The 26459-nt window shown below is 41.1% G+C and carries 19 protein-coding genes; 16 read left to right on the forward strand and 3 right to left on the reverse strand.

Annotated features, from left to right (window positions below; translation table 11 throughout):
* The first annotated feature begins 38 nt into the window (after positions 1-38).
* From BJR36_RS03800 to BJR36_RS03875, 16 genes are all read left to right on the forward strand, one after another.
* A complete protein-coding gene (locus BJR36_RS03800; protein ID WP_091230343.1) occupies positions 39-950 on the forward strand; it encodes a glycosyltransferase family 2 protein in 912 nt (303 codons plus the stop codon).
* 7 nt (positions 951-957) lie between these two features.
* On the forward strand, positions 958-2178 hold the full coding sequence (locus tag BJR36_RS03805) for a lipopolysaccharide biosynthesis protein (protein WP_091230344.1): 1221 nt from the start codon (positions 958-960) through the stop codon (positions 2176-2178).
* A gap of 52 nt (positions 2179-2230) precedes the next feature.
* Positions 2231-3187: a glycosyltransferase family 2 protein gene (locus BJR36_RS03810; RefSeq protein WP_091230347.1), complete on the forward strand. Its 957-nt coding sequence runs from the start codon at positions 2231-2233 to the stop codon at positions 3185-3187.
* 179 nt (positions 3188-3366) lie between these two features.
* Positions 3367-5385: a DUF4214 domain-containing protein gene (locus tag BJR36_RS03815; RefSeq protein ID WP_169823581.1), complete on the forward strand. Its 2019-nt coding sequence runs from the start codon at positions 3367-3369 to the stop codon at positions 5383-5385.
* A 31-nt stretch (positions 5386-5416) separates the two neighbouring features.
* Positions 5417-7198 (forward strand): DUF4214 domain-containing protein, encoded by a 1782-nt coding sequence (locus BJR36_RS03820; RefSeq protein ID WP_091230352.1) that lies wholly within the window; start codon positions 5417-5419, stop codon positions 7196-7198.
* Positions 7199-7363: 165 nt separating this feature from the next.
* A complete protein-coding gene (locus BJR36_RS03825) occupies positions 7364-8731 on the forward strand; it encodes a sugar transferase (protein WP_091230354.1) in 1368 nt (455 codons plus the stop codon).
* Positions 8728-9507, forward strand: a complete 780-nt coding sequence (locus tag BJR36_RS03830; protein ID WP_091230357.1) for a glycosyltransferase family 2 protein — start codon at positions 8728-8730, stop codon at positions 9505-9507. Before BJR36_RS03825 ends, BJR36_RS03830 begins: the two co-directional genes overlap by 4 nt.
* Before the next feature lie 40 nt (positions 9508-9547).
* Positions 9548-10633: a glycosyltransferase family 4 protein gene (locus BJR36_RS03835; RefSeq protein WP_207648811.1), complete on the forward strand. Its 1086-nt coding sequence runs from the start codon at positions 9548-9550 to the stop codon at positions 10631-10633.
* Positions 10634-10636: 3 nt separating this feature from the next.
* Positions 10637-11908 (forward strand): glycosyltransferase family 4 protein, encoded by a 1272-nt coding sequence (locus BJR36_RS03840; protein ID WP_091230363.1) that lies wholly within the window; start codon positions 10637-10639, stop codon positions 11906-11908.
* Between the two features lie 188 nt (positions 11909-12096).
* Positions 12097-12873, forward strand: a complete 777-nt coding sequence (locus BJR36_RS03845) for an ABC transporter permease (protein WP_091230365.1) — start codon at positions 12097-12099, stop codon at positions 12871-12873.
* A 2-nt stretch (positions 12874-12875) separates the two neighbouring features.
* Positions 12876-14225, forward strand: coding sequence for an ABC transporter ATP-binding protein (locus BJR36_RS03850; protein WP_091230368.1), 1350 nt, complete (start codon positions 12876-12878; stop codon positions 14223-14225).
* Positions 14226-14248: 23 nt separating this feature from the next.
* A complete protein-coding gene (locus BJR36_RS03855) occupies positions 14249-15400 on the forward strand; it encodes an FkbM family methyltransferase (protein WP_091230371.1) in 1152 nt (383 codons plus the stop codon).
* Positions 15401-15402: 2 nt separating this feature from the next.
* Positions 15403-17946, forward strand: a complete 2544-nt coding sequence (locus tag BJR36_RS03860; RefSeq protein ID WP_091230373.1) for a glycosyltransferase — start codon at positions 15403-15405, stop codon at positions 17944-17946.
* A gap of 212 nt (positions 17947-18158) precedes the next feature.
* Positions 18159-18575: a hypothetical protein gene (locus tag BJR36_RS03865; RefSeq protein WP_207648812.1), complete on the forward strand. Its 417-nt coding sequence runs from the start codon at positions 18159-18161 to the stop codon at positions 18573-18575.
* 77 nt (positions 18576-18652) lie between these two features.
* Positions 18653-21028, forward strand: a complete 2376-nt coding sequence (locus BJR36_RS03870; protein ID WP_091230377.1) for a glycosyltransferase — start codon at positions 18653-18655, stop codon at positions 21026-21028.
* 7 nt (positions 21029-21035) lie between these two features.
* Positions 21036-22253, forward strand: a complete 1218-nt coding sequence (locus BJR36_RS03875; RefSeq protein WP_091230379.1) for a glycosyltransferase family 4 protein — start codon at positions 21036-21038, stop codon at positions 22251-22253.
* Between the two features lie 97 nt (positions 22254-22350).
* Here the strand turns inward: BJR36_RS03875 and BJR36_RS03880 are convergent, their stop codons facing one another.
* From BJR36_RS03880 to gmd, 3 genes are all read right to left on the reverse strand, one after another.
* Positions 22351-24111 carry an LTA synthase family protein gene (locus BJR36_RS03880; RefSeq protein ID WP_091230382.1) on the reverse strand — a complete coding sequence of 587 codons (1761 nt, stop codon included), beginning with the start codon at positions 24109-24111 and terminating at the stop codon, positions 22351-22353.
* 215 nt (positions 24112-24326) lie between these two features.
* Entirely contained in the window at positions 24327-25265 is a 939-nt protein-coding gene (locus BJR36_RS03885; protein WP_091230385.1) for a GDP-mannose 4,6-dehydratase, read from the reverse strand.
* 99 nt (positions 25266-25364) lie between these two features.
* Positions 25365-26396, reverse strand: a complete 1032-nt coding sequence (gmd, locus tag BJR36_RS03890) for a GDP-mannose 4,6-dehydratase (protein WP_091230388.1) — start codon at positions 26394-26396, stop codon at positions 25365-25367.
* Positions 26397-26459: the final 63 nt, after the last annotated feature.

Consider the following 26459-nt stretch of genomic DNA (forward strand, 5'->3'; position numbering starts at 1 on the left):
AAAAAAATATATTATGCGATAAAACAAGGAAGGCTAAAATGAACGATAAAAAAATTAAAGTGCTGCTTTCGACCTATAATGGAGCAAACTATATAAAAGAACAGATTGACAGTATTCTTGAACAGACTTATGGAAACATAGAAATATATGTAAGGGATGATGGATCAAAGGATCATACCCTTAAGATTTTAGAGGAGTATGAAAAGAAGAAGCTCATTCATTTAGAAAAAGGACAGAATGCAGGGTTTATAAAGAGTTTCTTTTCATTGGTAAAAAACTGTGGGGATGCAGATTATTTTGCCTTTTGCGATCAGGATGACGTGTGGATGAAGGATAAGATTGAGCGGGCAATTAAAATTCTGGAGGGAAGGGATAGCACCAAGCCACTTCTGTATTTTTCGGATTATGAATTTTATGATGAAAAGATGAATTTTGTTGAGCGGGTGAAATCTTATAAGAAACCGCCTACATTTCGGAATTCTCTTGTGGACTGTATGTCTTTAGGGTTTAATAGCGTATTTAACCGCGTAGCATGGGAAAAAATGGCTGGGAATATTCCAGACCATTCCTGCGGACATGATTGGTGGACTTATATGCTGTGCGCAGGGCTCGGAGAGGTCATATATGACAGACAATCAACAGTAAAATACAGAAGGCATGGAAAAAGCGTCAGTCCTGGAGGAATGGATTTTGTTAAATTCCAGCTTTGGAGAATCAAGAAATTTATTGTGAATGATTATTTTAAAAACGTGAGGCTGCAGCTCAGAGAATTTGAAAGTCTTTATGGAAAAGAACTTTCTGGTGAAAATCAAAAATTACTCGGATTGTTTACCGGTGAACGATATAATCTGATATCCGCATTAAAAAAAGCATTTTATATGAAACCGTTCAGGCATAGGATATTTGATGAAATTGCAATCCGCTGTATGTTTTTGATTGGAAAGTTGTAGGAAAAATATGGTAAAGAAATCTGAATTTATATGGAATACCATTGCAAGTATAAGTGCTTCAGCACTGTCGGCAGTGCTGTTGCTAATCACCACCCGGATCAATGGCGTTGATGATGCAGGCATGTTTTCAATTGCGTTTGCTTCAGCAACCGTACTGAATGCAATAGCGGATTACGGGATGAGAGTTTTCCAGGTTACGGATACGGAACGAAAATACGGATTTGATGTATATCTGAGTGCCAGGTGGGTCGTTGTTATGCTTATGATGGCAGCGGCGTTGATCTATACTTTTTTTAGCGGCTATACCCCCGTGAAGGCAGCTGTCTGCATCTGCTTAACAGGATTCAGATTTGTTGATGCTTTAAGTGAGACTTTTCAGGGTGAGTTCCAGTTGAATAACAGGCTTGACATAGCGGGAAAATCCGTTTTTTTCAGAATGGCAGCATCCATTTCAGTATTTTTAGCTGTTGATGGAATGACAAGGAATATTCTGATTTCCTGTCTTGCTATGGTGGCAGCCAACCTGATTGTAATGTGCGTATTTGACGTAAAGCTTATAAAAAACTATGTAAAGTTGAGCATATCCAGGGAGACAGGCGCTATAAAAAAGGTTCTTCTTGAATGTTTTCCACTGTTTTTTTCGACTTTCTTAAACCTATATATAATCAATGCTCCCAAATATGCCATAGACAGAATGCTTTCATATGAAATGCAGACATATTTCAATATATTATATCTTCCAACTTTTACGATCAATCTGATGAGCATCTTTGTGCTGAAACCGATGCTGCTTTCACTTGGAATTATGTGGAATGAGAAAAAATACAAAAAGTTTGGTGGCATTATTGCAAAAATGGCCTTATCAATTGTAGTTCTGACCTTTGTTGTGGAAGCAGGCAGTGCTCTTGTCGGAATTCCATTGCTTTCGATAATCTTTGGGGTTAATCTGGAACCATTTAAGAGTTCGCTTCTGATTTTGATCCTTTCAGGAGGTTTCTCGGCACTGTCGGTAGTCCTGTTTTATGCACTGACAACAATGAGATGCCAGAAAAAAGTGAGTTTTGCGTACATTGCAGCGGCTGTTGCAGGATTTATTCTTCCTGGCATAATGGTTTCAGCTTATAAAATTACAGGAGCTGCGATATCCAGCGTTTTGATTTCAATAATCTTGTTTTTGGGACTTCTGATCATTTTCATTTACGAAGGAAAAAGGCAGATAAAAAAATAATTGATAAAGAACATTTCTGTATCAGTCGATATAGGATTAGAGGGGTGACAGTATGCATGAAGTATCAATCGTGATACCAAATTACAACGGAATAAAGTTCATGGCTGACTGTCTGGATGCCCTGATGAAGCAGACCCAGGAAGACGTCGAAGTGATCGTGGTTGATAACTGCTCGAAGGACGGCAGCGCCGAACTGGTTGAGAACAGCTATCCCTGGGCAAAGCTTGTGCGTCTCGAAGAGAACTTCGGATTTTCCAGGGCCGTGAATGAAGGTATCAGGCTTGCAGAAGCCCCCTACGTGATCCTGCTGAACAACGACACGGAAGTCCACATGGATTTCGCAGCAGAGCTTCTGAAGGGAATCAGAAAGTCGGATGACATTTTTTCCGCCTCCTCCAAAATGATATCTTTTCATGACAGGGAGCGGATGGATGATGGAGGGGATCTGTATTGTGCCCTGGGATGGGCTTTCGCCAGAGGGAAGGACAAGAGCATCAGCCAGTATGAGCGGGAATGCGATATCTTTGCAGCCTGCGCGGGGGCGGCCATATACAGGAAATCCATATTCGATGAGATCGGATATTTCGACGAGGATCATTTCGCCTATCTGGAAGACATTGATATCGGGTACAGGGCGAAGATTTTCGGTTATCGCAACGTGTATATTCCCACAGCTGTGGTCTACCATGTGGGCAGCGGATCAAGCGGATCCAGGCATAATGAATTCAAAATAAGCCTGGCATCGAGGAATAGCATCTATCTCGTCTATAAGAACATGCCTCTGCTCCAGATCATCCTGAATCTTCCTTTCCTGACTGCCGGTTTTGCCATCAAGACAGCTTTTTTTGTAATAAAAGGCTTTGGGAAAGAGTATGTCGCCGGTCTTGTAAAGGGATTTTCAATGTCGGAAAAGGGGAAGAAGGTAACGTTCAGGTGGAGCCATTTTCTGAATTACTGCAGGATACAGCTTGAGCTTTGGGGCAATATGGTCAGGCTTATCAACAGGTAGGGGAGAGTTGTACCTGGCAGAAGACCAGACAATGTGGACAATACATTAAAAAAAGCGCATCCGTGTGGATAAAGAGCGGTATGGAGCCAGTAGTTATTTTATGAGTTCAGCATGCTTTGGGGAGCATGGGAAACAGGAAAAAATATAATCAGCAGTTAAGCAGTCCGGAGGTAGCATCTATGAAAAGTTTTAATAAAGTCTTATCTTTAGTATTAGCAATAGCCATATGTTTCAGCATGCTGGCAGTTCCAGCTTATGCATCAGGGACAGCCACAGAGGTAAATAGCGGAATAATCGCCAGTGAAATCGCAATCGATTATATCTACGTGGAAAGTCCGGAGCTGACGGATTCAGGAATACAGAATATTCTTGTCAGTACCGATACGGAGCTGGCTGTACTGGAGAACGTGGGGTTAAGGGTTCAGAAAGACGGAAATGAAGTCGAGGTTTTGGAAGCAGACCAGAAAGCCGACAACGTCCTTCTTTTTACAAGGGAATACAAGGAAGCAGAAGCAGGAAATTATAAGCTCCTGGGCATCACATACAGCCAGGATGGACAGAAATATGAAATCGGGATTACGGAGGAAGTCGGGTACTGCGTGAATGCAACAGCAGTGATGCCGGTTTCCGATTCCATCATAGAAGACACTGTAAGCGGGACCGCCGATGATATTACAGGCGAAGCCATAGGCGAAGGCCTCAGCAATGCTGAGGAAATCATCGAAGTGCAGGAAGCTGTCGAGGAACAGGAAAAATCAGTGACAGAGGCCCAGGAGTCAGGAACTGCAGTAAATGCCGCAAGCGAACCTGTGATGCTGAAAGGGACGGGCAATGTGGTGGTCGTGCTGGATCCGGGCCATGGAGGTAGTGCCACTGGTGCAGTGTACGGCGGACTCTATGAGAAAAACCTCAATCTGTCGATCGCGTTTTATATAAAGGAAGAGCTTGAAAAGTATGAAGGCATTGCCGTATATCTCACAAGAACCACGGATGTCGATGTAAGCTTCACAAACAGGGCAAATTTGGCAAAAAATGTTGGCGCCACATCTTTTGTCAGCATTCACATCAATGCACTGGGAACCAGTACAGGAACTACAACAGCAGCAGGTGCAGAAGTCTTCGTAACCGGTTATACAGCCTTCAATGCAGGTTCTACCGATCTTGCAAACAGGATTCTGGCAGAGCTTTCGAAAGTGGGCCTTTCCAGCAGAGGGGTCAAGATCAACAATGATGAAAATGGAAAATTCTATGACGACGGTACGCCCCAGGATGACCTTGCGGTCATCAGATACAATATCCTGAATGGGATTCCAGCTATTCTCATAGAACATGGATTTATCAATAACGCACATGACTACAGCCTCCTTTCCAGCCCGACAAAGCTGAAGGAGATGGGAGTGGCGGATGCCACTGCAATCGCCCAGTATTACGGACTTTCAAGAAAGGGAGTACTGACGGAAGCCCAGCAGTCCCAGATCAGAAGCTTTGCTACGAGGCTTTATGAAAATGTGCTGAACAGGGAGCCGGAGACTTCGGGACTGGACTACCATTACAACAGACTAGCGACGGGAAGTGCAACCGGCGTGGATGTTGCGGAAGGCTTCGTGTTCAGTCCTGAATCCCTGAACAGGAATCTGGATGATTCCCAGTTTATCGAGATGCTCTACACGACATTCATGGACAGGGCATCCGACAGTGCAGGGATGAGCTACTGGCAGAGCGCTCTTGCTTCCGGAATGACGAGGAGAGGCATATTTGCAGGATTTGCTAATTCAAATGAATTTACAAATATATGCCAGACCTATGGCATAAACAGAGGTACGGCAGCAGTAACGGAAGCAAGGGACCTGAATGCGGGAGTCACAAAATATGTATTCCGCTGCTATGAAAAGGCACTGGGCAGGACCGCAGAGGTCGACGGACTGAATTTCTGGTCAGAGCTGATTGTAAACAAAAGAATCACGGCCGAAGAAGCAGCCTGGGAATTTCTAACATCCGCTGAATTCCAAAACAAAGGTTATGTAGATGTGGATTATGTAAAAGTCTTATACAGTGTATTTCTTGACAGGGAGTGCGACGAGGCTGGACTGGTTTATTATATGGACAGATTGAATCGTGGAATCAGCAGGGAAGAGATATTTGATGGATTTTCAAATTCCCCTGAATTCCAGGGCCTCCTGGAGAGTTACGGTCTGTAGGAAAAAGTGACAGGAAGAGCAGGTGTATAATATGGATAAGATTTTCAGAATCAAGAAGATGGCTGGGCTGCTTGCAGTGACCATGCTGCTGGCATTCGTTACAGCTTTTTCGGGAATTACGGGGAGCGGTCTGAAGGCAGAGGCTGCCGATATGGAACAGCGTGCAGTCTGGATTTCCTATCTGGACTATGCAGGCCTCAAGGACAAGAGCCAGGCTGAATTCACGGCAAACATAAATGCCATGTACGACAAAGCAAAGTCAGAGAACCTGAATACGGTAATCGTTCAGGTAAGGGCTTTCAATGACGCGATCTATCCATCCGCCTATTTTGGATGGTGCTCCTATATCACGTCGAATCCGGCCGGGCCTGGCTACGATCCCCTTGCAATCATGATCGAAGCGGCACACAGTAAGGGACTCCGTTTTGAGGCCTGGATCAATCCTTACAGGATTGACTCAGCTACAATCCATAATCCGGGATCAGTGGATACTATATACCTGATTGTCAACGGTGTTGAAGAAATCGTACGCAACTACAATGTGGATGGCATCCATTTTGATGATTATTTTTACAAAGGTTATCCTGAAGTTTCGGTGGAACAGAAAAAAGCGAATGTCAACGAAATGATCAGGATTGTATACTGGAAAATCAAGACCATAAAGCCGGATGTGGAGTTTGGAATCAGTCCCCAGGGCAACATCGACAACTGCAGGGCTGCAGGGGCTGATGTGGATACCTGGCTCTCAAACAGCGGGTATATCGATTACATCATGCCTCAGATCTACTGGACAGACAATTACGGAGCGGGCGGGGGCACAGCAATGTACAGCAGCCGGCTGGCGCAGTGGAACGCGCTGAATAAAAACAATACAAAGATGCATGTAGGGCTGGCACTTTACAGGGTGGCAGACAAATCAGCATACGATATCGGCTGGTCCACAAGCTCTGTGAACCTGCTTGATCAGGCAAACATTGCTAAAAATGCCGGAGCGTCCGGATATACACTATTTCGATACAGCTACCTGAATGCAGCAGCTGCCCGGACGGAACTGGACAATTTGAAATCAGTTCAGGAAGACAGGAGCAAGGTCGAGGCATTCGTTACAAGGCTTTACAGAAATATTCTTGACAGGGAGCCGGATGCGGGTGGCCTGAAGTACTGGAGCGATGCTCTGCTATACGGAAATCAAACAGGAGCATCTGTGGCAGAAGGGTTCCTGTTCTGCAGTGAATTCGAACAGAAGAATATTGGGGATTCTCAATATGTGGACATCCTTTACAGCACTTGTCTTGACAGGGCAGCAGATGCAGCAGGAAAGACCGTATGGCTGGAGTCCCTGACAGCCGGGATGTCTCGCAGAGGCGTGTTTGCAGGATTTATCAGTTCAAATGAATTTAAAGGCATCTGTCAGAATTGCGGAATTTCAGCTGGAAATGTTGCGCTGACAGAAGCAAGAGACCAGAATGCAGGTGTTACAAGGTATGTGTACAGATGCTACCAGCAGGCGCTGGGAAGAACGCCGGAAACAGAGGGGCTGAATTACTGGACCGGTCTTATCCTTAATAAGACAGTAACGCCTGAAGCAGCTGCAAAGGGATTCCTTGAATCAGCAGAATTCAGAAGCAAGAATTATTCTGATACGGAATATGTGAAGACCCTCTACAGACTGTTCCTGAACAGGGAATATGACGAAGGAGGCCTTGCGTACTGGCTGGAGAAACTGGCCGGTGGAAGCAGCAGGGAAGAAGTGATGTTTGGGTTTTCCAAATCGCCAGAATTTAACGGATTACTACAGAACTATGGATTATAATCAAAATACTGTATTTGATAGGTGAAAATGGAAAATAACGGTTTTCAATTGACAAAGGAATTCACCTTTGTTAAACTAACGACAGACTAAATAAAACTTATAAGTAGATTTTCGAGATCCATTTAAGATGACACATGGTCATAATAAAGATTTGAGGTAAAAATCGTGGAAAAGAACGCACAGTATAAAAGAATTATCTTGTTTTTTGAAGCAATTATAATTCTTGCACTGCAGACAGGAGCCTTCTTGTTTGTATGGTATGAATATTATAGCAGGGTAATTCCCCTGCCTTATTGGAGAAGAGGAAACTGGGCGGTAGTAGGCCTGTACGCCATCGTCCTGCTGTTTTTCAGCAGGATGTATGGGGCTTTTAAGGTTGGATATCTGAAGGTTACGGATGTGCTTTATTCCCAGATACTGTCTCTTCTCTGCGTGAATTTCATTACCTATTTCCAGATCTGCCTTATAGGCCGCTGGTTCATGAATCCGTTTCCGATGCTGTGGTTAACTTTGGCAGATGTTGCTGTTATCATCATCTGGGTCATTACGACCAGATTTATCTACATAAAACTATATCCACCGCGCCGCATGATCCTGATACACGGCGACAGGGAGCCGGATGCACTGATTGAAAAGATGAATGCCCGAAGAGACAAATATAAGATCTGCAATGCCATTCATATTGAAGAAGGCACAGAAGCTATCCAGGCGGCAATTCTTGATTACGAAGCCGTGATCATCTGCGATGTTCCATCACAGATCAGGAATCGAATACTGAAGTTCTGCTTTGTGAAATCCAAAAGGGTATATATGACGCCGAAGATTTCTGACATCATCATCAGGGGATCGGACAGCATACATCTGTTTGACACACCTCTTCTTCTTTCCAGGAACCAGGGTCTTACTGCTGAACAGAGGGTAATAAAAAGAGCTGCGGATATCATCATTTCCGTGCTTGGGATTGTTGTGGCTTCGCCGTTTATGATGATAATTGCCATATTGATCAAGGCATATGACGGCGGCCCTGTATTCTACCGACAGGAAAGAGTCACCAAAGACGGAGAACGATTTCAGATATACAAATTCAGAAGCATGATTACAGATTCGGAGAAATCCGGGGCAAGGCTTGCAAAAAAGAATGATGAGAGGGTTACTCCCATCGGTAAGGTGCTTCGAAACATCCATTTCGACGAGCTGCCTCAGCTGTTCAATATCCTGCAGGGACATATGTCCATTGTAGGGCCGAGGCCTGAGCGGGAAGCAATCATCAGCGAATACGAAGAGGAGATACCGGAATTCAGATTCAGGCTGAAGGTCAAGGCAGGCCTGACGGGATATGCCCAGGTATTCGGAAAGTACAATACGACACCCTATGATAAGCTGAAGCTGGATATGTATTACATAGAAAATTATTCCATATGGCTGGATCTAAAGCTGATGTTCATGACGTTCAAGATCCTGTTCCAGAAAGAGAATTCAGAAGGCGTCGACGACTGGCAGGTCACTGCCCTCACGAAGGAGTCAGGCAAATGATAGAAAAAAATAAAAAAGAGGAGTCCGCAGAAAAAGCGGATCCTCTTGTTTCGGTTATTATGCCGGCATTTCAAGTTGCCGGCTACATAGAAAAAGCAATAGAGTCCGTGTTCAGGCAGGATGTCTCCCTCGAACTAATTGTGATTGATGACTGCTCGCAGGACGGGCTGGAGGAGGTCATGAAAAAATACAGCGATTACGGAAATGTCATTTATCTGAAGAACAAGAAGAATATGGGCGTGGCAGCCTCCAGAAACAGAGGAGTAGCAGCAGCATCAGGACGATATATTGCATTCCTGGATTCTGATGACTGGTGGGAAGCCGGGAAATTATCGAAGCAGCTAAAGGTTATGGAGAAGGAACATGTTGTCCTGTGCTCAACAGGCCGGGAGCTTATGGAGGCGGACGGGAATTCGACAGGAAAAATTATTCCGGTCAAGGAGGTGCTGAGTTACAGGAGACTTCTGTATGGAAACAGCATTAACTGTTCTTCAGTAATAGTCAGAGCGGAAGCGGCAAGGGAATATCCAATGCTCCATGACGACAGTCATGAGGACTATATCACCTGGCTTAAGATCCTTAAAAAATATGGTTCCGGTCGGGCAATCAACGAGCCGCTTCTAAAATACAGGTTGAGCGAAAATGGGAAATCAAGAAATAAAATTAAATCCGCCCGTATGACATTTGCTGTTTATCGGTATATGGGGTATGGCTATATAAGGTCAGCATGTTTTTTTACAGGCTATGCATTAAATGGAATTAAAAAATATTTGTGATTACTTACAAGGGGAAGAGGCACTACAGGGGGCAGGAGAATTGAAGATATTAGTTGACGCAAGAACAATGGGGAGCAGGCCTAGCGGGGTAGGCATGTACACTTACAATTTCATGAAGGAACTTTTGAAATACCCGGACATCCAGTTTGTACTGGCATCTGATATCAGCGTAAGCCGGGAGATGGAAGTCCTTGCAGGGCAGAACATCAGGATTATAGAGTATGGAAACCGGGTTAGCAAAAGCTTCGGTTTATTCGGATATTTCAAGTTTATACAGAAATGCATACATCAGGAGAAACCTGATATTTTCTGGGAACCGAATAACCTTATGCCAGTCAGGATAAAGAATCCTTACGGCAGAATTATGGTTACCATCCATGATCTTTTTCCGATTACAAAACCGGAATACTATGGAAGGGTATATGAAAATTATTTCAGGTACGGGATGACAAAGACCGCAAAAACAGCGGATATATTCCTGTACAATTCGATGGAAACCAGACAGTTCATGGAGAAATATTATCCTGCTGTTAAACATAAAAAGAACTTTATCTCTTATATCATAATCAACAGGATACCGGTCAGCAGTACTGCAGACAACGGGTATTTTCTATATGTAGGCAATCTCGAGAAAAGGAAGGGCGTTGACCTTCTGCTGAAAGCCTACAGTCTCTACCGGAAAAGCGGTGGCACGAAGGAACTGTACCTTGGGGGAAAAATCAGGGAAGAAGACATACAGAAACTCTACGACGAAGTCAGCAGCACGACGGAAGGCGTGAAGTATGCCGGTTACCTTGAGGAAGACAGGAAGAAAGAGCTCTATGCTGGATGCTCCTGCTTCGTATTCCCTTCAAAAGCCGAAGGATTCGGAATGCCGCCGGTGGAAGTTATGAATTTCGGAAAACCGGTTATCTTAAGTAATCTGAATATCTTTCAAGAAATCCTGGGGAATCATGTCACATATTTCAATCTTGAGGGGGACGAGGATGCGCAGATTAAGAATCTGTGCATAGCCATGAATGGCTATTCAGAACCCGATCTGGAAGAGTACGATAAAATTACCGAAAAATTCGATGCCCCGAATCTGGGACGAAAATTAAAAGAGTTTTTAGAGAAAGTGGAGTAGAATATGTTGTCAAAAATGCTTTTTGGCTTTTCCAATGAATTTAAACCGTTGCTAAAAAAGGTAGTTCCGATTTCAGTTTTAAGAAAATGCAAGGCCAGGATAGAGAATAAGAGCCTGGCCGAACTGAAGCAGTACAAAAGGGAGGGATTTTGCAGGGAGAAGTTTCCGGACGGGGTAAACCTAATCGGGAACATCAAATCGGAAATCGGGCTTGGCCAGAGCTGCCGTCTGGTTGCAGCGGAATTGGAAAACAGCAGTTTACCTTTTACCGTCTATAATTTCATGCTTAGCGGACATACGCGGAATAGCGACTGCACCTTTGACTATAAGATAGGTAGCAGTCTGCCGTATAATATTAATCTGATCCATATAAACCCTTATGAAATAGGGGCAGCTTTTTCGCACATGGACAAAAGTATATGGAACGAACGTTATAACATAGCATTCTGGCTCTGGGAGCTGGAAGCTTTTCCTGATATATGGACTGGATGGCTGCCCTTATTCGACGAAATCTGGACTCCGTCAGAGTTTATAAGCAAGGGTATACGAAAAAAGACAAATCTGCCTGTAAAAACAATTCCATATTGCGTTACGGCACCTGTGGACAGCAGGTATGATAGGGAATATTTCGGCCTTCCTAAAGGGAGATTTCTTTATCTCGTGATGTATGATTCAAACAGCACAATGAGCAGGAAGAACCCGATGGGTTCGATAGAAGCGTTCAAAAAGGCTTTCAGTAAGGATGAAGAGGGAATAGGCCTTGTGATAAAGACAAACAATACAAAGCCGGAGGAAATGGAGATCCTGAAAAAAAACTTCGAAGGATACAGTAACATTTATTATATTACTGACGTCCTAGAGAAGATGCAGGTGAACAGTCTGATCAAAGAGGTGGATGTTTTTTGCTCCCTGCACAGAGCGGAAGGCTTCGGATTGGTCATGGCCGAAGCTATGCTGGTGGGAACCCCGGTAATTGCGACAGACTGGTCTTCCAATACGGAATTTATGAATCGGGATGTTGCCTGTATGGTAGGTTACCGCTATGTGGAAATACAGGAAGATGACGGACACTATAAAAAAGGGAACAGATGGGCAGAGGCGGATACGGATCAGGCAGCTTCCTGTATGAGGAAGCTTTATGAAGATAGGAATTTTCATGAAGAATTGTCAAGGAAGGCCAAGGAGCACATAGAGGACAAACTCAGCATGGAAAGAGCAGTTTTATTAGTTGAAAACCGCATTTATGATATATACGGACAGGCCACGATTGAGTAAAAAACATCTTGAGATTATGGATGTGTTTAAATGAATTATACGAAAATAACAAAATTGAACAAGTAACAGACTGCACTTTTGCGCATGCAGAACTTGGGTTTTTTATGAAAAACAGGCTAAAAAATGCTTCGATTTGCAGGGCAGGGACTCTGAACAGTTACAATTAATATAGAGATTGGAGAAAAAGTATGAAAACAATAAAAGAATTATATGCATATAGACATATGATATACAGTTTGGTACGGAGGGATTTGCGAGGTCGTTATAAGGGATCTGTCTTGGGTTTTTTATGGACTTTTCTGAATCCTTTATTTCAGCTGATCATATATACGATTTTGTTTTCGGTGATTTTACCAAGCAACATTGACAAGTTTTATTTGTTTTTATTTGTTGCTCTAGTACCGTGGATATTTTTCAGTACATGTTTAATTGGTGGATCCGCATGTATTTTAGCGCAACAGGATATGGTTAAGAAAATTTATTTTCCTAGAGAAGTTTTGCCGCTGGCCTATGTAACAAGCCAGTTTATTAACATGATTTATTCTTTTGTCGTTATTTTTATCGTGGTATTGATATCGGGAAAAGGTATTAATGTTGTTGCATTGCTGTATCTTCCGATAATCATGCTTGTAGAGTATATTTTATGTCTTGGTATTACGATGCTCTTTTCAGGTCTTACGGTGTATCTTCGGGATTTGGAGTATATATTGGGGATAGTTGGAATGGCTTGGATGTATTTGACGCCAATCGTATATTCAATCGATATAATAGATAAAAAGTTTTTGAAATTCTATTACATTAATCCAATGACTCCGATTATTACAGCATATCGCGATATTTTATATGAAAAGCAAATACCACAATTGAGTACATTAGTTCATGCTCTTGTGTTAGGCATATTGATTCTGGTACTTGGATGCTTTAGTTTTTCAAGGCTAAAAAGACGTTTTGCGGAGGAATTATAGTTATGAAAAATGGAAATGCCATTGAAGTGATTGATGTTAAGAAGAATTTTCGTGTATATCATGATAAGGGAAGAACATTAAAGGAAAGACTGTTGTTCTTAAATAGAAACAGGTATGAAGAAAGGTGGGTTCTGAAAGGAATTAGCTTTGAAGTGAAAAAAGGAGAAGCAATAGGACTTATTGGTGAAAATGGGTGTGGTAAGAGTACAACCTTAAAACTATTGACCCAAATTATGTACCCGGATAGCGGCAGTATAGAGATAAAAGGAAGGGTTTCCAGTCTGATTGAGTTGGGTGCTGGTTTTCATCCCGATATGAGCGGAAGGGAAAATATATATACGAATGCATCAATATTTGGTCTTACCAAGAAGGAAATTGATATGCGTATGAAGGATATCATTGAGTTTTCGGAGCTAGAGGAATTTTTAGATAACCCGGTGCGTACATATTCTTCAGGTATGTATATGCGACTTGCATTTTCGGTGGCAATCAATGTGGATGCAGATGTTCTTCTGATTGATGAAATCCTTGCAGTGGGGGACTCCAATTTTCAGGCAAAGTGCTTCAATAAACTTCGTGAATTGAAAGCAGCAGGTATAACAATCGCGATTGTAACACATGATTCTGGAACAATAGAGAAATTCTGTGACAAGGCTGTTTGGATTAGTAAAGGAGAAGTTGTTTCTAGTGGCAAGGCAGCCAAGGTTGTGGATGCATATCTAAAGCATATGAATGATAAAAAAGTACAATCATTACTGAATAAAGAGGAAAAAGAGAGAGCAATAGAAGAACAAAATGCAGAAAAGTCTTGCGAGATAGAAATGAGTAGTGAGTCTGTATCAGATGTAGAAACTGAGAATGCTCAAGAGACAGTTTCTTCAGTGGATGTGGGGGCGGAAAAGACAAAGCCAGAGATTGACTATAGCGCAAATCACTTTGGGCTTGGCCAGGCAGAAATAGTGCAAGCTTATTTCATAAATGAACAAGGCAATAAAACACAGGTGCTAAAGGCGGGAGAGAAGGCAGAAGTAGTAATGCACTATAAAGTTAATAAGCAATTAGGGGGATATGTGTTTGGAATAGGTTTCTATGATTTGGAAGGCCGTTGTTTATTGGGGTCAAATACGCAGTTGGACAGAGTGGAAGTTTTGCATTCGAAAATGAAGGGAATCGTAAAATTCAAGATGGAAAACCTTCCACTATTAACGGGAAAATATATATTAAATGTAGCTATTGTTGATGATAATGGCATGCCATTAGATTTCTATCGCGATTATTGCCATTTTGATGTTGTATCAGATGATCGCAGCGTTGGCTATATGTCAATACCACACAAATGGGAACTGGAATAGATTAATATTTTGGAGGAATAATTATGGAGTTTGGCAGTATAGAAGAAAAAGTGATATATGAAAAACTGAAAAACGGGATGCAAGTGGATTGTAGAAAGAATAATGGAGTGGGTACGTCAAATACAATTCCTGGAAGTGATTTTTCAAATGAAACGATAAACCAGTATTTTGATGAAATAACAAGAAATATTGCTGTAATGAATAGTACTAGTTATAATACTTCTAATCGGCTTATAAACAGTTACAGAGGGAAACTGGGAATTCTAGCGAAGCGTGCTATACGTAAAATCTTGAGATGGTATATTGAACCGGTTTGTGAGCAGCAGAGTGCCTTTAATAATGCAGTCACTCCAAGTATTGGAAGAATGACTGAGATTATGGATAAATTGAAAGAACAAAATCACGAAATGCAGACGATATTGAACATGACTAATAGTAAGCTAAATGAAATTGCAGATCGTATTGAGGAGGCAGACCTACCTGCTTTACAAAATACTGAGAACAACTTCTGGATTAAGAAAACAGCTGCACAATCGGGTGAGGATGCAATTGTTGCCTTTATTTTAATGGAGCTGGGAGTCTCTATGAATGAATGTAAGTATCTCGATTTGGGTGCAAACCATGCTAAGTTTCTAAGCAACACATTTTATTTTTACTCACAAGGGGCAAGAGGAGTACTGGTAGAGGCAAATCCTGCTTTAATACCTGAATTGAAGTTTTACAGACATGGAGATGTTATTTTAAATAAATGTATTACAACAAAATCCAATGATATTGTAGAATTTTATGTTCTGAATGGGGATGGTTTATCAACTCCGGATAAGGATGCCGCAGAGGAATTTATCAGGAAAAATCCAGCGCTGGAAATAAAAGAAGTTATAAAAGTAGAAACTATATCAGTAAATGATATTATAGAAACTTATTTTGGAGAAGCTCCAACAATCGTAAATATTGATATAGAGGGAAAAGAGTTAGAGGTATTGGAGTCAATTAACTGGGATAAATATCGACCAGTAATTGTTATTGCAGAAATGATAGAATATAAACCCAAAATTGGAATTAGAACAAAAAATTCTGAAATATTAGACTTTATGAAAGATAAAGGTTATGAAGAATATGCATTTACTGGTATTAATTCAATATTTATAGATAAAGCCAGACTTGGGGAGGATTAAGTATGAACATAGCATTTGATGCTGCTGCAATATTTGGCCCTATGAGCAAAAATCGGGGCATAGGAAATTACGCTGTGGATCAGTTTAAGACAATGATACAAAGGGATACGGAAAACAGATACTTTCTGCTTAATTTTTTTGAAGATGTTAATATGGATAATTGGTTGCCGGAAAGTGAAAATTTCTCGTCGCACTATTTTTACTGTGGTAAGGATAACTTTCTTCTGAGTAATCCGGAATATCAGGAGGTAATCGGAGATATTATTAAAAAATTTAATCGAGAATACAGTATTGACATTTTCTACATCACTTCCCCATTTGAGTCACGCAATGTGAAATATAAAAAAGAATGGTTTGGAAACGTTAATGTTGTTGCAACTGTTTATGATATTATTCCATACGTTTTTAAGGACAGATACATTGCTGATTCAGATACATATGAATGGTACATGAGCTGTATTGAAATGTTGAAATGGATTGATAAACTATACGTGATATCTAATAGTGTAAAAGATGATATGATCAAATATCTTGAATTTGATCCAAATCAAATAGATGTAATCTACGGCGCGGTTAGTGAGATGTACAAAGAAATCGAGATTTCTGAAGGACAAGTGAACAGCTTGTTTTCGAAGTTTGGTATCGAAAATGATTATATTATGTGTACGGGTGGAGATGATGACAGGAAGAATATAGGCAGCTTGATTTTAGCATATTCAAAAATGCCAGCGGAGCTGATTGAGAAATATCAGTTGGTTGTAGTGTGTAAACTCTCGGCGGAAGCAGTTGATAAATACATAAAAATCATAAATGAGAATGGGATTGCAGGAAGAGTGATACTCACTAATTTTGTTTCCTCTTCTGAATTAATTCAGTTATATAATAAAGCTTATCTAATGGCCTTTCCATCTCAGTACGAGGGATTTGGCCTGCCTATTGTAGAAGCCTGGGCGTGTGGAACACCTGTATTAACATCTGACAATTCCAGCCTGGGTGAAATAGCAGCTGAGTCTGCTATTCTTGTAAATCCTTTCGAAGTGCAGTCGATAACAGAGGGACTGGTTTATGCCCTAAAGAGAGCTGATTTAGATGAGTTTATTGAAAAAGGAAGAAAACGACTGGAAAAATTCCGCTGGAACGTTGTTGCAGATGCAACTATCGAGCTGCTGAATCAATTGGTTGAAAAGAAAGTCAGCAATGATACGAAGCAGAAAGCACGCGAGAAAATTGCGTTTTTTACTCCGTTGCCACCGTTACAGTCAGGAATCTCTGATTATAGTGTCGATATCATTGGAGAACTAAGCCAGTACTTTGATATTGATGTGTATATTGATAATGGTTATAAGGCAAACTGCGAACTTGCGGATAATGTAAATATCTATAATCATAAAAAATTCAAAAAGAAAGAAGCAGGGTATTTTGATATTGTATATCAGATGGGGAATTCTGAATACCATGAATATATGATGCCTTATATTAAAGCTAATAAGGGAACTGTGGTATTACATGATTATAATCTGCATTCACTGCTACAGTATCTGACTTTATATAAACAGTCCAATAATATGAAGCAATACGAAAAGTATCTGCTTGAAGATTTTGATATAGAAACGGTAGAAGAATATCTGAAGAATCTTCAGAACCGAACTACTGATATAGAAATTAGCGGGATGGAGTTGAATGGGTGCGTTTCAAACTATGCGAATAAAATTATCGTTCATAGCGATGAAGCAAGAGAAAAGCTTTTGACACGTAACATAGGAAGAAATGTGAGGTGCATAAGACATTATGCAAAAATCGAATCATTGGTTGATAAATCTACACTCAAAACGAAAAATAATTTTTTGGAAGATGAAATAGTGATTGCATCATTTGGTCATATTCATGAGACCAAAAGGGCTATTCCAATTCTTAAAGCATTTGCTATGCTTTGCAAAAAATATAATAACCTTCGATATAATTTCGTTGGTAAATTGGATAAAGGCATTAAAAACAATTTTGAGGATATCGTTCAACAGCATAATTTAGGGGAATTGGTAACGGTAACAGGGTATACGGAACTTGAACAATTTGAAGAATTTATTGATTTTACCGATATCTGTGTTAACCTCCGTCATCCTTATAATGGAGAGACTAGCGGCAGTCTTATGCGTGAATTAGCAAAAGGAAAGTGCGTGCTGATAAATAACCTGGGAAGCTTTAGCGAGATTCCGGATGAGGGATGTGTTAAAATCCCCCCGGTTTCTGAGATGCAGGAGCATGAAGAGGTCCAGGCGATCTATGATGCACTTGAAGCTCTCGTTGAAGATAGAGCTCGAATTGATGAAATTGGGATGAAGGCTCGTGAATATGCTATTAAAAATCTTGCGCTTGATAAAATTGGAATCCACTATAAAAACTTTATCTGCAATCAGGAAAAATCGGCTATTACGGAAAAAATCATGAAAGATATCATAGGGTATGAATTGATTGATAAGAGCTATAATTCGGAAGAAGTTAAGCAGCTGGCCACAACATTAGGATACAGTAAGAGTTATATGCACTAGTCGTTATTTGGAAGAATGAGTTGTTGACGGAAGAATGAAGGTGGATGTCTATAGTAAGTAGCCGAATATTTCAAAGAACGAATTGGATACAATTTGACAAACCTACAGTAACTATGTTGTGTAGAGCACCGTTGAAAAAATCATCATGAATAATTTAGGATTAGAGAGGTACAAACCAGATGTATGATAAAACAATCAATGTAGCAGAGATTATGAGAAAAATTAAAATGGAAGCTGTTCCAAAAAATATATGGGGTGATAGTGACGATGTCCAGCCGGAGGAAATAGTCAGATTTACAAAAAATAAATTAATCGAGAGTTATAATGTTATAAATGAAACTGTTAATCGTGCAGAAGTATATAAAACTATCGGATATAGGACTCCGGAATTTGAAAGTCTTCCTAAATTCATCAGGCCGCTTTTTAAACTGGCATTTAAAGTGTTTGCTAAGGTGACACGCTATATCATAAAGGATCAGAATACATTTAATGAAGATATTCAGGCTTCATTGAAGTCGCTGACAGAAGGTCAGCAGTATATAATAAGAGCTATCGAATACATGGATGACAGGCTCGAAAAATTAACGGATACACAAGGAAAAGATAAGCGAAACGAAAAAGAGGAATAGAGCAGACTGGGAAGTGGAAATAAGAGGTCAGTATGAAATTACATCGACTGACAATGATATAGGCGGAGGGAAACCATATGAATATTTTGATTGATGGCCAGACGTTGGAGACGATGGAAGTCAATAGAGGAATCGGAGTATATTTCAAAAATATTCTGGCAAATATGATGAAGCAGAGTTATGTGCATAATTGGTATATTACCATATCGAGAAAAGAATCATTAAAAACTCTGGATCCATGGATTTTAAAAAAAATCAAACCAATTGTTAGTAATAAGTTTGTGCCGGGAACTGACTATAGCCGTAACAATGTTTTTACACGGGAATTAAATAGAATCATAAAGGAAAAGAAAATTGATGCGGTATGGATACCGAATCCGTTAATGATAAATGTATTATTTCCCGATGACAAGCTGGACTGCAAAATGTTTGCGACGATTTATGATCTGATACCAGTTGTGATGCCTGCCCCAGGATGGCCGAAAGAAATAAAAAAGGAATATGACAGGCGTCTTAATTATTTAAATGAGAAAGAGATAAATTTTTTCTTTATTTCAGAGGCAACAAAGAAGGATTTTGAAAAATATGTCGGGATATGCAAAAGTAACAATAAGGTGACACTGCTTGCGGCAGATAGCAAGCTTTTTTACAGGAAAAGAGAAAAAAGTAGCCTTGGAGCTGAACCATACATTGTTTTCACGGGAGGCTTTGATTATAGGAAGAATATCGGCGGAGCAATTGAAGCGCTGTCAAAAATGAAAAAAATATATTCAGATGCGGTTGTGGCAGCCATAAAATTATATATTGTATGCAGATGTTCTGAGGAGCAAAAGACTGAATTTTATAAGAAACTTAAAAAATTGGATCTTGAGAACCAGGTTATTCTTACAGGATATATTTCTGATGAGGAATTGTCTGAGTTGTATGCAGGAGCAGATGTATTCTTTTTTCCTTCACTGTATGAGGGGTTCGGACTGCCTATTCTCGAAGCAATGCTCGGAGGCGCATATATTTTAAGTGCCGATAACTCGTCACTGCCGGAGGTGTGTGGAAAACACGGAATGTTATGTAAAGCCGACGATGTGAATGATATGGCAAATAAGCTGTATCAGGCAATACAAAATGCGAAAAATGAAACAATGGAAGAAAAGCACGCACGACAGGAGTACGCAATGGGATTTTCCTGGGAGGAAGCGGCCATGGAGAGTCTTTCTGCAATAGAGGGCGTGGAGATTATGGAAGAAGATGGAGAGAAAAAAAAGATAGCAATCGTAACTCCATGGCCCGACCAGCAAACAGGAATTGCCAATTATGTATTTAAATTCGTTCCATATCTTAGCAAGTACTTTGAGGTTGATATTTTTATCGACAATACGATAGAAAAAAAATGCCAGTTCAGGCCGAACAACTATGGAAATATTTACAATATAAAAGAACTGGACAGCAGGCATGATGATTATGAGCAGATCCTGTATCAGATGGGCAATAACAGCAGTTTCCATACCGGAGTCTATAATTATCTGAAGAAATACCCGGGAATTGTTGAAATTCATGATTTCATATTACAGCCTTTTTTCTACCATTCTTATTTCCTGAAAAAGCAGTACGACGTTTTCGCCGAAGCTATAGAACTAGGATATGGAGAAGAAGGTCTGGATTATTTCAGAAATCTGAAGCAAGGCAATATACAGAATGAGAATTTCCAGTTCCCTATGAGCCATTCTGTCAGCAGAGCAGCAAAAAAAACCATTTTCCACAATCACTGGTCGGGTGAACAGATGGGGGACAGGGAAGATATAGTCATAATCCCACTGCCATGCCATGACAGGTTTGATGTGAATCCAGCTACAGCCGAAAGTATCAGGGAAGGATTTCTAAAAAAATTCAACATTCATAGTGGAGAAATCGTAATTGGGTGTTTTGGATTTGTAAATGAGAACAAACGTCCGGACAAAATAATCAGTGCTGTTGAAAAGTTGATTGAGAAGAATTTGAAATTGAGGCTTGTTTTTTTTGGGAAATCGAATTTTTCGGGGATGAACGATATAATCAGGCAGAAGAACCTGGAGGGTATAGTTCACATCACAGGTTATGTAGACTATGACGAATATGCGGTAGGTTTGGAAATGTGCGATATCATAGTGAATCTGAGATACCCTTCCATGGGTGAAGCGTCAGGCACTCTCTGTGAGGCATTCAAATATGGAAAGCCGGTGCTTGTGAGTGATATAAATCAGTATACGGAATACCCTGACGAAGTCTGCTGGAAGGTGCCGGTTGGCAGATATGAAGTTGAGGTTATGGAAAAAATGCTGGAATATCTTATCGCTCATGAGGATGTAAGAAATGCACTAGGAAATAATGCAAAGGCCTATGCTGATACGGTATTAGCACCTGAAAGCATAGCAAAGATATATTATAACGTAATTCATACTTTTGAAGATATGGAGTGAATATTAAATGAAACCAATAGCATTTGTGATTCCCTGGTATGGTGACGACATTCAGGGAGGGGCTGAGATTGAGTGCAACCACCTTGCACATTGCTTCATGGATTCCGGCATGGAGGTCGAAGTACTTACTACTTGTGTCAAAAAAGCAGCCGATGACAAAGGGAAAAATACCCTGCATGCTGGAATATCTAAAGAAAGCGGAGTTTTGGTAAGGAGATTTAAAGTCAGAAAGCAGAACAAAGACCGGTATAATTGTGCGAATCTGAAACTTTACAATAATATGCCAGTGACCGCAGAGGAAGAAAGGATGTATGTTGAAGAGGACATTAATAGTCCTGCCATGTACAGATATATCCGAGATAATAGAGATAAATATGAATGTTTCATTTTCATGCCATACCTCTATGGCCCCACATATAATGGGTCGCGTGAGTGCCCGGATAATTGCATTATGATTCCCTGCTTTCATGACGAGAGTTATGCATACATGAATCTTACGAAGGAGTGTGCGGCAAGATTTAAGGGAATGATATTCCTTTCAAAACCCGAGGGTGAACTAGCCCACCGTCTCTATGACCTTTCAAAGGTAAAGACGGCTGTCCTGGGTGCCTATGTGGAATCTGGCTGGGAGGATTCCTGCGACCCACAGGCCTTCAGGGAAAAATATAACATTCAGGATGACTTCATCCTCTATGCGGGCCGCAAGGACAGCGGGAAAAAAGCCGATGAGCTGATGAAATTTTTTATACAGTATAAAAAATTTCACAAGGAAGAAAAACTCAAGCTTGTCATAATAGGCGGTGGAACGCTTGAAATACCCAGGGAATTCCAGCGTGAGGTAATCGACCTTGGCTTCGTATCTATCGAAGACAAGCACAATGCATTTGCGGCATCCCTCTTTCTTTGCAATCCATCCTATTTCGAAAGCTTTTCCATCGTAATCATGGAGAGCTGGCTTGCAAAAAGGCCGGTGCTGGTATCGGAGCATTGCGCAGTGACCACAAATTTCTGCCAGGAAAATAATGGAGGGCTTTATTATGATAATTTTGGAACATTTTGCGGTTGCCTGGATTTTATGATTAAAAACAAAGAGATTGCCGATAAGATGGGTGAGAATGGTTTTAAGTATGTTACAGAAAATTTTACACATAAGGTTATCAGTGAAAAATATATACGGTTTTTAAGGGGAATTATAGAGGATAAAAGCACAGCCTTCACAAAGTGATTTGTGATATTCAAAAGAAAAAGAAATGAAAAATAGAAATTAAAAAAGATGGCCACACAAAACTTTAAATTACATTTTGTGTGGCCATCTTTTTTAATTATTCATCGGCATAATTCTTTCCAAATATGCGATCGTACTGTAGCAGTCGATAGTCTTCAATTGCATCGTTTATTGCATCCGGATAATTGTCTCTATAGATATTTCCATTTGCATCGACAACATAATTTGCATCTATGGAGTTCACTTCTTCTCTTAAATCCAGTAAAAAATGGAAGTAATCAGGCATGTCCAAACCGATTCTGCTTAATACATAGGGAGCCATATAGCTAGCATCAAGCTGTATATTCTGTTCGGTATCCATAGAATAGTTTGCCCACATTAAAAAAGGTGTTGAATAATAGGATACAACCTCGTCATTACTCATCTCCCCGATACTATGTCCGAGCAAATCTTCATACGCTCCAATCCAGGGTCTGTGATCGCCAAAGAAAACGATAATTGTTGGCTCATCACAGTTTCTGAAATAGTTTATCAGCTGTTCTAATGCTTTGTCTGATTTATTCAGAACACTCAGGTAATTGTTCACAGACTCTTTATCAGACAAATTATTAATTCCAACCGATACGGTATTGCCTTCGGTAAGAGGCTTATAAGGGGCATGGTTCTGAATTGTCACCTCGAATATAAACTGCTTACTTCCTTTATTGTTTTCAAAGGTCTCGATTATCTTGTTAAAAGACGTTTCATCTGTTACGTAATCGCCCTCATATAAGGGCTGTATAAAATCCTTGATGTTTATAAATTTGGAGAAGCCAAAAAGTGGATAAACTTCATCTCTTGACCAAAACATTTCATCATTTGGGTGGATTGCAGTGGAAATGTAACCCTGAGCATTCAGGACGGATGCAAGTGTTTCTGTATTTTTGTGTACATACTGCTGATAAGGGATAGAGTTTGGTGGCAAGAATACCATGCTGTTTCCTGTTAGCACCTCGTATTCTGTATTGCACGTGTTTCCGCCAAAACATGAAACCGTAACATGGCCGTAAGTTGTCTCTTCTTTCAAACTATTGAAGAAAGGTGTCGCTTCTATGTTGGTATTCAGGTCGCCGAACTCGCTTAGGTCTGAATAAGACTCACTCATTATCATAATAATATTAGGATTTATATCTGTATTACAGTCGGTCATCACAATGTCTTTTTTTATTGTCTCTATGCTTACATTTGTGTAGTTATCAGGCTTTTCTATGTGAACATAATCCATATTTTTAATAAACGAAGAGACGAATCCACCCTGCTGATAGGTAGCCTGTTGGCTCCATATTGCAAAAAAGAGAGAGTCGTCAGCTTTGATAATTTCACAGGCGCCTGTAAAGCCGATGACAGATATGACAAGCAGAACAAGCCTTGCCCATATTTTTGTGATTTTGTGTCTGGCGAATAGGCTTAGTATAATGATTAGTACGAATATAAGTATCATATTTCTTACAGTATCTGATATCTGGATGTTCATGCTCCCAGCAATATCGATGCAGGCTTTGTATGCGAAGAAATCGCTTGGCAGCAGAGGCTCGTTCTTCAGTATCCATTTATAATAGTCAACTATTCCGAGTAATCCAAATATTAGGTTTAATGATAGCGATGCAATTAGAAAATTGTTCGAAATCGAATAAACAGCTAGTTCCACAAATAAAGCAACTGCATAGGTATAAAGAAGGATATCCATTCTGTTCTTATAGAACTGGAAAGCTGTGTTCATGCTCAGATGATTTAATGTTTCAATCATAAATGCCGTAAACAGTGGAAATAGTGTCAGTGCTGTTATTGTTAATATTAGATTTTTCTTTTTCTTATTCATAATGTTTGTTTCATGCTCCTTGATTTTTTGTTAAATCGCATATGTTGGACATACCGACAATCTTTTATATCTCATAGGCGAACTTTCATAAGAGATATAAATGCCCCGCTAGGGGGTGAAGTGGCGAAGTTATTTTGTTCTACTGAATGAGATGGAGCAAAAAATATCATAGCATAAGAAAAGCCCGCTTTAGCAGGCTTTTCTTATGCTATTTGCTAAACCATCCCCCGCCAGTAATCCAGCGTTTCCTCCAGTGTCTGCTCCAGCCCGATCACCGGCTTCCATCCGGTGCAGCTCTTGAGCTTGAAGGCATCCGCCTCGATAACCGGCACATCAACAGGTCTCAGCCTGTCTGCGTCGATCTCAACCCTGATTTTCTTCTCGGACAGGGAGAGGATGAGTTCGAGTATACTGTTGATTTCCACGGCCCTGCCGCTGCCCACATTGTAGGTCTCGCCAGGCTTTCCATGCTCCATGAGCGCGGAATAGGATCTGACCACGTCCCGCACGTCGGTGAAGTCTCTTCGGGCGCTCAGGTTGCCTACCCGGATGACTGGCTCCCGGAGGCCTTTTTCGATTTCTGCCACCTGCTTGCAGAAATCGGCGACTACGAAGATCGGGGACTGGTTAGGTCCGATGTGGTTGAATGCCCTTACGGACATGATGTCCATGCTGTAAGCCTGGGCATAGATTTTGCCTATCATGTTCTGGCATGCCTTGGTGGCTGCATAGATGTTTCCGGGACGGAGGACGTTCTCTTCCCCCACTGGCGTCTCATCTTCCCGGATATGGCCGTATTCCTCGCCTGAGCCGATGAGAAGCACCCTTGGACTGTAATCCAGTTCTCTGATGGCGTCAAGGAGGTTTACACTGCCCTTGATATTGACGTCTATGGTAAGCCCCGGGTTTTTCCAGGAAAGCGCCACCGAACTCTGGGCTGCAAGATGGAAAATGCAGTCAGGGCGTATGGCATTCAGCAGTGCTGAGATTTCCTGTCTGTTTAATATATCCAGATCGTACACTGAGGAGCTGCCGGTAAGAAAGGTCTCATGTTCCATTTTTGTTGCATATACCTGCCAGCCCAGATTGTTGTTCAGATGGTCGGCCAGATAGCTGCCGACGAATCCGGCTCCGCCTATTATAAGTGCTTTCATATGAGATTCTCCTTGTTTTTAGGATTGTGGGAGCACAAAGTGCGGAACAATCCGTAGGTATCAGGGGGCAAAACACCTTTTGCCCCCTGCAGCATGACATTACAGTTTTGCGATTTCGATTTCCCTGGCAACCAGTTTCATGTCGTTCATGACCATTCTTTCAACAAGTTCCGCGAACGGTATTTCTCTTATCCATCCAAGGGCTTTTTCAGCCTTTGAAGCATCCCCGAGGAGGATGTCTACTTCAGCCGGACGGAAGAATACAGGATTTATTTTAACGATTACTTTTCCTGTAGCTTTGTCTTTGCCGATTTCGTCAACGCCTGTTCCGGACCATTCCACTTCGATTCCTACATGGCCGAAGGCGATTTCCACGAATTCCCTTACTGTCCTTGTTTCGTTTGTTGCGATTACATAGTCGTCTGCTTCATTCTGCTGGAGCATCAGCCACATAGCATGGACATAGTCCTTTGAATGTCCCCAGTCACGTTTTGAATCCATGTTTCCAAGTTCAAGATGATCCTGCACACCAAGCTTGATTCTTGCAACCGCGTCAGTGATTTTTCTTGTAACGAATTCCTTGCCTCTTCTTTCGCTTTCGTGGTTGAAGAGGATGCCGCTGCATGCATACAGGCCATAGCTTTCCCTGTAGTTCTTGGTGATCCAGTGTCCGTAAAGCTTTGCAACTCCGTACGGGCTTCTTGGGTAGAAAGGAGTGGTTTCGGACTGTGGGATTGCCTGGACGAGTCCGAACATTTCTGAAGTGGAAGCCTGGTAGAAGCGTGCTTCCGGTTTCACGGTCCTGATTGCTTCGAGCATGTTGGTTACGCCGATGGCATCGATGTCAGCAGTTGCGATAGGCTGTTCCCAGCTTGTCGCTACAAAAGACTGTGCAGCAAGGTTATAGACTTCGTCAGCCTGCGAGATTTTCATGGCGGTGATCAGGGAGATGACATCGGTCATATCCGCATAGATAAAATGGATCTTGTCTTTGATATGTTCAACATTGCCGTAGTCGACGACGCTTTTCCTTCTCATGATTCCATATACCTTATATCCTTTTTCAAGCAGAAGCTCGGCAAGGTATGAGCCGTCCTGTCCTGTGATACCTGTTATTAATGCATTTTTCATGTTGAATCTCCTTCTGTTCAATAATTTTTTATGTAGCCGGAAATACTGCAGCGGTTAAACCGC

The organism is Anaerobium acetethylicum, assembly GCF_900096945.1.
Classification (GTDB): domain Bacteria; phylum Bacillota; class Clostridia; order Lachnospirales; family Lachnospiraceae; genus Anaerobium; species Anaerobium acetethylicum.